The 7,262-nt window shown below is 64.8% G+C and carries 3 protein-coding genes; all 3 read right to left on the bottom strand.

Translation table 11 applies throughout. From position 1 onward, the window contains the following. Window positions 1-245, bottom strand: a 245-nt coding sequence (locus APH36_RS04120; RefSeq protein ID WP_060497598.1) for a nitrite reductase (NAD(P)H) small subunit, incomplete at its 3' end; no start/stop codon positions are given. Next, window positions 245-2,797 carry a nitrite reductase large subunit NirB gene (nirB, locus tag APH36_RS04125; protein ID WP_060497599.1) on the bottom strand — a complete coding sequence of 851 codons (2,553 nt, stop codon included), beginning with the start codon at window positions 2,795-2,797 and terminating at the stop codon, window positions 245-247. The genes APH36_RS04120 and nirB, both read right to left, overlap by 1 nt. A 304-nt stretch (window positions 2,798-3,101) precedes the next feature. After that, on the bottom strand, window positions 3,102-7,118 hold the full coding sequence (locus tag APH36_RS04130) for a bifunctional nitrate reductase/sulfite reductase flavoprotein subunit alpha (protein WP_060497600.1): 4,017 nt from the start codon (window positions 7,116-7,118) through the stop codon (window positions 3,102-3,104). Between the last annotated feature and the right edge of the window lie 144 nt (window positions 7,119-7,262).

The following is a 7,262-nucleotide window of genomic DNA, read 5'->3' on the forward strand; positions in this document are numbered from 1 at the left end:
GGCGCCGCCACCACCAGCTCGCCCTGCACACTGCCCACCAGCCCACGGCCAATGATATTGGCGCCGGAGCGCGGGTCGCGGTTGTCCACCGCGTACAGCGGCTGGGCCTGCCCCGGCAGGTAAAACAGCGCCACCTGGGCCCCGTCGAGCCATACCACTACGCCAGAGTCAGCTACCAGGTCTTGCGCCTGGCACACAGCCTGCCAGTTCTCGCAGGTTTTCACAGCAGCATTGGACAGGTTCATCAGACAGCCTCCTCGACAGTGGGAATCAGGTGCAGCGGCGCAGCGGGCCGGCGTTGTTCGCGTTCACGCACGAAATGCACGTCCGGATCGGCGCGCCGGTCGTTGACGAAGGTGCGGAAGCGCTTGAGCTTTTCCGGGTCGTTGAGGGCGTTGGCCCATTCGCATTCGTACTGGTCCACCACATGCTGCATCTGCGCTTCAAGCTCGCCGGCCAGGCCCAGGCTGTCATCGATGATCACCTGTTTCAGGTAATCCAGCCCGCCCTCCAGGTTCTCGCGCCACACCGAAGTGCGCTGCAGCTTGTCGGCCGTGCGGATGTAGAACATCAGCACGCGGTCGATCAGGCGTACGAGGGTTTCGTCGTCCAGGTCGGTGGCGAACAGCTCGGCATGCCGTGGGCGCATGCCGCCGTTGCCGCACACGTACAGGTTCCAGCCTTTGTCGGTGGCGATCACGCCGATGTCCTTGCTTTGCGCCTCGGCGCATTCGCGGGTGCAGCCCGATACCGCGAACTTGAGCTTGTGCGGGCTGCGCAACCCCTTGTAGCGGTCTTCCAGGCGCAGGGCCATGCCGACACTGTCCTGCACACCGTAGCGGCACCAGGTGCTGCCGACACACGACTTCACCGTGCGGGTCGACTTGCCATAGGCGTGGCCGGTTTCGAAGCCGGCCTCGATCAACTCCCCCCAGATCAGCGGCAGTTCGTGCAGCTGGGCGCCGAACAGGTCGATGCGCTGGCCGCCGGTGATCTTGGTGTACAGGTCGTACTTCTTGGCCACCTGGCCGATGACGATGAGCTTGTCAGGGGTGATTTCACCGCCGGGGATGCGCGGCACTACCGAGTAGGTGCCGTTCTTCTGCATGTTGGCCATGAAGGTGTCGTTGGTGTCCTGCAGTGGCACCAGCGCCGGGTCCATGATCGGCTGGTTCCAGCACGAAGCGAGGATGTTGCCCACTGCCGGCTTGCAGATGTCGCACCCCACATGGCCCTTGCCATGGCGTTCGAGCAGTTCGCTGAAGGTGCGGATGCCCTCCACCCGCACCAGCCCGTACAGCTCCTGCCGGGTGTAGGCGAAGTGCTCGCACAGGCTCTTGTCCACCGCGACGCCCCGGGCCGTCAGCTCATGCTCGAACACCTGCTTGAGCAAGGCGGCACAACCCCCGCAGCCCGTGGCAGCCTTGGTGCACCCCTTGACGGCGGCAAGGTCGCTGCAGCCGTTGTCGATGGCGGCGCACACCGCCCCCTTGCTGACGTTGTGGCAGGAGCAAATGGTCGCGCTGTCCGGCAGTGCATCGGCGCCCAAGGCCGGCGCGCCACCGCCTTGCGGCAGAATCAGCGCGGCCGGGTCGGCCGGCAGGGCGATGCCGTTCTGGGCATACTGCAGCAAGGTATCGTAGTAGCTGTTGTCGCCCACCAGCACCGCACCCAGTACATGCTTGCCGCTGGCATCCACCACCAGCCGGCGGTAGGCGCTGTTGGCTTCGTCGATGAAGCGGTAGCTGCGCGCACCTGGTGTGGCGCCGTGGGCATCACCGATCGAGCCGACATCCACGCCCAGCAGCTTGAGCTTGGTCGACATGTCGGCACCGGTGAACGCGACCGCTGCTTCCCCCATCAGCAACGCTGCCAGGTTGCGTGCCATGCTGTAGCCCGGGGCGACCAGGCCGAACACACTGCCGTTCCACGAGGCGCACTCACCAATGGCAAAGATGCGCGGATCGCTGCTGCGGCAGTGGTTGTCGATCACCACCCCGCCACGCGCGGCGATGTCCAGGCCACTGGTGCGGCCCAGGGCATCCTGCGGACGAATACCGGCAGAGAACACGATCAGGTCGGTTTCCAGGTGCTCGCCACCCTCGAAGTTCATACGGTAGCGATAGGCTTCACCATCGCTGATCGACTGGGTGGCGCGGGACAGGTGCACGCCCACGCCCAGCGCTTCGATCTGTGCCTTGAGCGCGGCACCGCCCTCGCCGTCCAGCTGCACCGGCATCAAGCGTGGCGCAAACTCAACCACGTGGGCTTCCAGGCCCAACGATTTGAGCGCGTTGGCGGCTTCCAGGCCGAGCAGGCCACCACCAACCACCACGCCACGGCGGGCACTGGCAGCGGCGGCCCGGATGCCATCAAGGTCGTCGAGGGTGCGGTAGACCAGGCGGGCGTTGCCGCTGGAGCCTTCGATCGGCGGTACGAAGGGGTACGAACCGGTGGCCAGCACCAGTTGGTCGTAGCCGTACCGGCCTTCGGCGGTAACCACTTCGCAGCGTTCGCGGTCGATTTCCAGCACGCATTCGCCAAGGTGCAGGTGCACGCCGTTGGCGGTATAGAAATCGTGCTCGCACAGGGCCAGGGTTTCGGCACAGCTGCCGCCGAAGTATTCGGACAGGTGTACGCGGTCGTAGGCGCGTTGGCGCTCTTCGCCGAACACATGCAGTTCGAAACGCTCGTGGGCGCCGCGGCTGACCAGTTGCTCGACGCAATGGTGGCCGACCATGCCGTTGCCGACGATGACCAGTCGCTCTCGTTGCCCGCTGCTCGCTGTTGCCTTCATAAGCCGATCCTCGATCAAAAAAAAGGCGCCTGGAGCCGAAGCTCCAGGCGCCTTTGCCTGTATTCATCACGGTAGGTGGCCCGGGTTGATCGCCGTTGATCAGTGGGCTTTGTTGTAGCTTGGGTAAAGCAGGGAGTGTGCCAATTGCGTTACCTGTACCGGCCTCTTCGCGGGCAAGCCCGCTCCCACAGGGATCTCCCCAGGTCTGCAGACTTGCACCTTACCTGTGGGGCGGGGTTACCCGCGAAGAGGCCGGCACAGGCAATGCACATTCAAGGTGCAACGCTCCCCATCCTGGAGCACTTCAGTAAACATCCCGCCGATACCGCTTGGCCTTGCTCAAGGCCTCCATATAGGCATCCGCATCCACACCGCCATGCGCGGCAATGACTTCACGCAACGCCGCATCCACATCCTTGGCCATGCGCTGGGCATCACCACACACGTAGAAGTACGCCCCTGCCTCCAGCCATTGCCACAGCTGCGCGCCCTGTTCGAGCATGCGCTGCTGCACATAGATCTTCTCGGCCTGGTCACGGGAAAACGCGGTATCCAGCCGCAGATGACCGCTTGCCTGCCAAGCCTGCAACTGGTCCTGGTAGTAGAAATCGGTCGCCGCGTACTGCTCGCCAAAGAACAGCCAGTTGCCCCCTTTCGCGCCCCGCGCTTCCCGCTCTTCCAGAAACGCACGAAACGGTGCAATGCCAGTCCCAGGGCCCACCATGATCACCGGCACGCTGTCGTCCTCGGGCAGCCGGAAGTGCTTCGACACCTGCGGGAAGATGGCCACCTTCAGCGCCTGGGCACGGTCGGCAAGGAAGCTTGAACACACACCTTTGCGCTCGCCATAACGCACGGTGGATACGGTCAGGTGAACCTGATCCGGATGCGCCAATGGGCTGGAGCTGATCGAGTAAAGCCGTGGCTGCAACGGCTTGAGAAGGTCGAGCCAGCTGGCCAGCGGCAGTTTTTGAGGGAAAGCACGCAGCACATCTACCAGCTGCCGGCCCCACAGCCAGTCCTGCAGCTCGGCTTTGCACTCGGGCTGTAACAGGCGCTGCAGGTCCGGGGCACTGCCGGCAAAGGCCTGCAGTTGTTGCGGGGTCACCTTGGCAATCTCCAGATGCGCTTGCAGGGCTTCGGCCAGTGGCATGGCAGGCTGGCCTTTCAACTCGACCATGGCCTGGCCATCGAGCTGCGTCAGCGCCAGCAGTTCATCGACCAGCGTCGGGCAATTGCGCGGCCATACGCCCAGAGCATCGCCAGCTGCATAGCTGAAGCCACTGCCGCTCAGGTCGAACACCAGTTGCCGGGTTTCCTTGCTTGCACCGGGCCCATTAAGCAGGCGGTTTTCCACCAGGGCGGCGGCCCAGGGTTGCTGCTTGCCATAGATCGTGACCGGCGCAGGCTCATTGACCGGTTGTGGGGCAGCAGCAGTGCCCAGCGCAGGCAACAGCGCTTCGAGCCAGCCGGCGAACGCTGCGTCAAAATCGGGTTCGCAGTCCACCCGCTGCAACAAGCGCCGCCCACCCAGCTCGGCCAGGCGCTGGTCGAGTTTGCGGCCAAAACCGCAGAACTGGTCGTAACTTGAGTCACCCAAGGCCAGCACGGCATAGGGGAGCTCGGCGCAGAGGGTGCCCTCCTCGCCCTGCAAGGCCTGCCAGAATGCCCCGGCGCTGTCGGGCGCGTCGCCATCGCCAAAGGTGCTGGCGATCAGCAGCACGCTGGCGGCGCCTTGTAGCTGGCGCGGGCTGACGGCCTCCATGCAACTGAGCTGCACCTCCAGGCCGGCACCGCGCAAGCGCTCAGCACAGCGCTCGGCCAACAGTTCGCCGTTACCGGTCTGCGAGGCCCACAGCACTTGATGCAGTGGCGCCGGCAACGCCGCAGCGGGCAACGCCGCAGGCTGGGCAAACAGACCGGCCAGCAAGCCGTCGACGAACAACCGACGGCTGGCGGCCAGCGGTGCACTGGCCGGCAGGCTGGGTACGCCTTCGGCACGGCTTTGGTCCAGGCCCAGCAGGAAACCTTGCAGGTAATGGCGTTCTTCTTCGGCCAGCACCGGGGCCGGCAAGGTGTCCAGGCCAAGCAGACGAGACAGGGTGGCAGTTGGCATACGGGCTGGCTCCGCAATGGCAGTGTTCAGCTCAAGGGTATCGATGCGTTCGCCTGCGACCCGCTCCAGGGCCACGGCGCAGTGTTTGAACGCAGGTTGCAGCGACAGCGGGTCAACCGCATCGCAGGTGACGGCATTGATTGCCAGTTGCACGCCGACCACATCGTTCCAGTGGAAGGGTGCGAAGCAGTTGCCTGGCATGACCCGGTCGCTGATGCGTGCAGGTAGCACGGCCTGGCCACGGCGCGACCGAATGGCCACCTGGTCTTTCTCGGCAACGCCCAGCCTGGCGGCGTCTTCGGGGTGAATTTCGACGAAAGGGCCGGGCTCCAGCTTGTTCAATGCCGGCACCTTGCCGGTCTTGGTCAGGGTGTGCCACTGGTGCTGCACACGGCCGGTATTCAGCACCATGGGGTAGTCGTCATTCGGCAACTCCGGTGCCGGCAACCAAGGCCGGGCGAAGAAACGGGCTTTGCCACTGGCGGTGGGGAAGGCCAACGCCGGGCGCTGGCCCTGGGCATCGTGCAGCAGCACCTGGCTGCTGCCGTCATTCAGGTAGCGCAATGGGCTGCGGTCGCTGTCACGGCCAGGCGCGCAAGGCCACTGGCGCGGTTGCTCACGCAGTTCGGCATAACCGATGCCGCGCAGGTCGTACCCGGTGGCAGGGTTATGGAAGCGACGGATTTCCTCGTACACCGCTTCGGCATCGGCGTAATCGAAGGCGTCGGCATAACCCATGGCGCACGCCACGCGGGCAATGATCTGCCAGTCCGGCAGGCTCTGCCCTGGCGGCTCGACGGCGCGCGGCATCAGGGTAAGGTTGCGCTCGCTGCTGATCATCACGCCCTCGCCTTCGGCCCACAGCGCGGCCGGTAGCAGAATGTCGGCATAGCGATTGGTTTCGGTGTCGAGGAAAGCGTCCTGAGTAATCACCAGCTCGGCCTTATGCAGGCCATCGATCACTTGCTGGCGGTTGGCGACACTGGCCACCGGGTTGCTGCAGATGATCCAGCAAGCCTTCACTTCGCCGGCTTTCATCTGTTCGAACAGCGCCACCGTGCCCTCGCCGCCTTCGCTGCGCAGGCTGCCAGGTGCCAGTTGCCATTGCTGTTCGACAAAGGCGCGGTCGTTTTCCGCCAGTGCCGAGCGCTGGCCTGGCAAGCCGGGCCCCATGTAGCCCATCTCACGGCCGCCCATGGCGTTGGGCTGACCGGTCAACGAGAACGGCCCGCTGCCGGGGCGGCAGATGGCGCCGGTGGCCAGGTGCAGGTTGCAGATCGCATTGGTGTGCCAGGTGCCATGGATGCTCTGGTTCAGGCCCATGGTCCAGCAGCTCATCCAGTTGCGGGCGCTGCCGATCCATTCGGCGGCCTTGATGATGTCGGCCTCGGCCAGCCCGGTGATGGCAGCCACGCGCTCGGGGCGGTAGTCGTCGAGAAAGGCTGGCAGTTCATCCCAGCCTTCGGTGTGGCAGGCAATGAAGTCAGGGTTGGTATGGCCGTTGCGGTGTAGCAGGTGCAGCAAGCCGTTGAGCAAGGCCATGTCGCTGCCGGGGCGTACCTGCAGGAACAGGTCGGCCTTGTCGGCGGTGGCGCTGCGCCGAGGGTCGACCACAATCAGCTTCGCACCGGCCTTGATCCGGTCGAGCAAACGCAGGAACAGGATCGGGTGGCAGTCGGCCATGTTGGCGCCAATCACCAGGAACACGTCGGCGTGTTCGAAATCCTGGTAGCTGCCGGGTGGGCCGTCAGCCCCGAGCGACAGCTTGTAGCCACTGCCGGCACTGGCCATGCACAGGCGCGAGTTGGACTCGATGTGGCGGGTGCGGATAAAGCCCTTGGCCAGTTTGTTGGCCAGGTACTGGGCCTCCAGCGACATCTGCCCGGACACGTACAGCGCCACGGCATCGGGACCGTGCTGGTCGATGATGCCGCGCAGGCGTGTGGCTGTTTCGGCGATGGCCTGATCGATGCTAGTGCGTAGCGGCTGCTGGTTACGCTGCTGGCGTGCATAGGCGTCTTCCATGCGCCCGGCGGCGGTCAGCGGCAGGTGCGCAGTGAGGCCTTTGGTGCACAGGCGGCCGAAATTGCTGGGATGCTGCTTGTCGCCGCTGACCTTGCTGACCTTGCCGTCGGCAACGCTCATGACGATGCCACAGCCGACGCCGCAATAGGGGCAGACGCTGCGTACTTCGCTGTTGGCCATGGGCAGGCTCCTGGGGGGAACGCAAAAAGGCGCCGGCTGCCCCGGCTTGCTGATGCAAGCGAGGGGCAACACGGCGCCTTTGTCGTGAGGTTTTGCGGGCTATCGACGTTGATAGCCCGGGATGGTGATGAGTCAGCAATTAAT

Origin of the sequence: Pseudomonas sp. NBRC 111133, from assembly GCF_001320605.1 — a bacterium.
Classification (GTDB): Bacteria; Pseudomonadota; Gammaproteobacteria; order Pseudomonadales; family Pseudomonadaceae; genus Aquipseudomonas; species Aquipseudomonas monteilii.

Excerpts from the sequence above, each read along its gene's own strand:
- nirB (WP_060497599.1), bottom strand. The coding sequence starts at position 2,797 with ATGAAGGCAACAGCGAGCAGCGGGCAACGAGAGCGACTGGTCATCGTC.
- APH36_RS04130 (WP_060497600.1), bottom strand. The coding sequence starts at position 7,118 with ATGGCCAACAGCGAAGTACGCAGCGTCTGCCCCTATTGCGGCGTCGGC.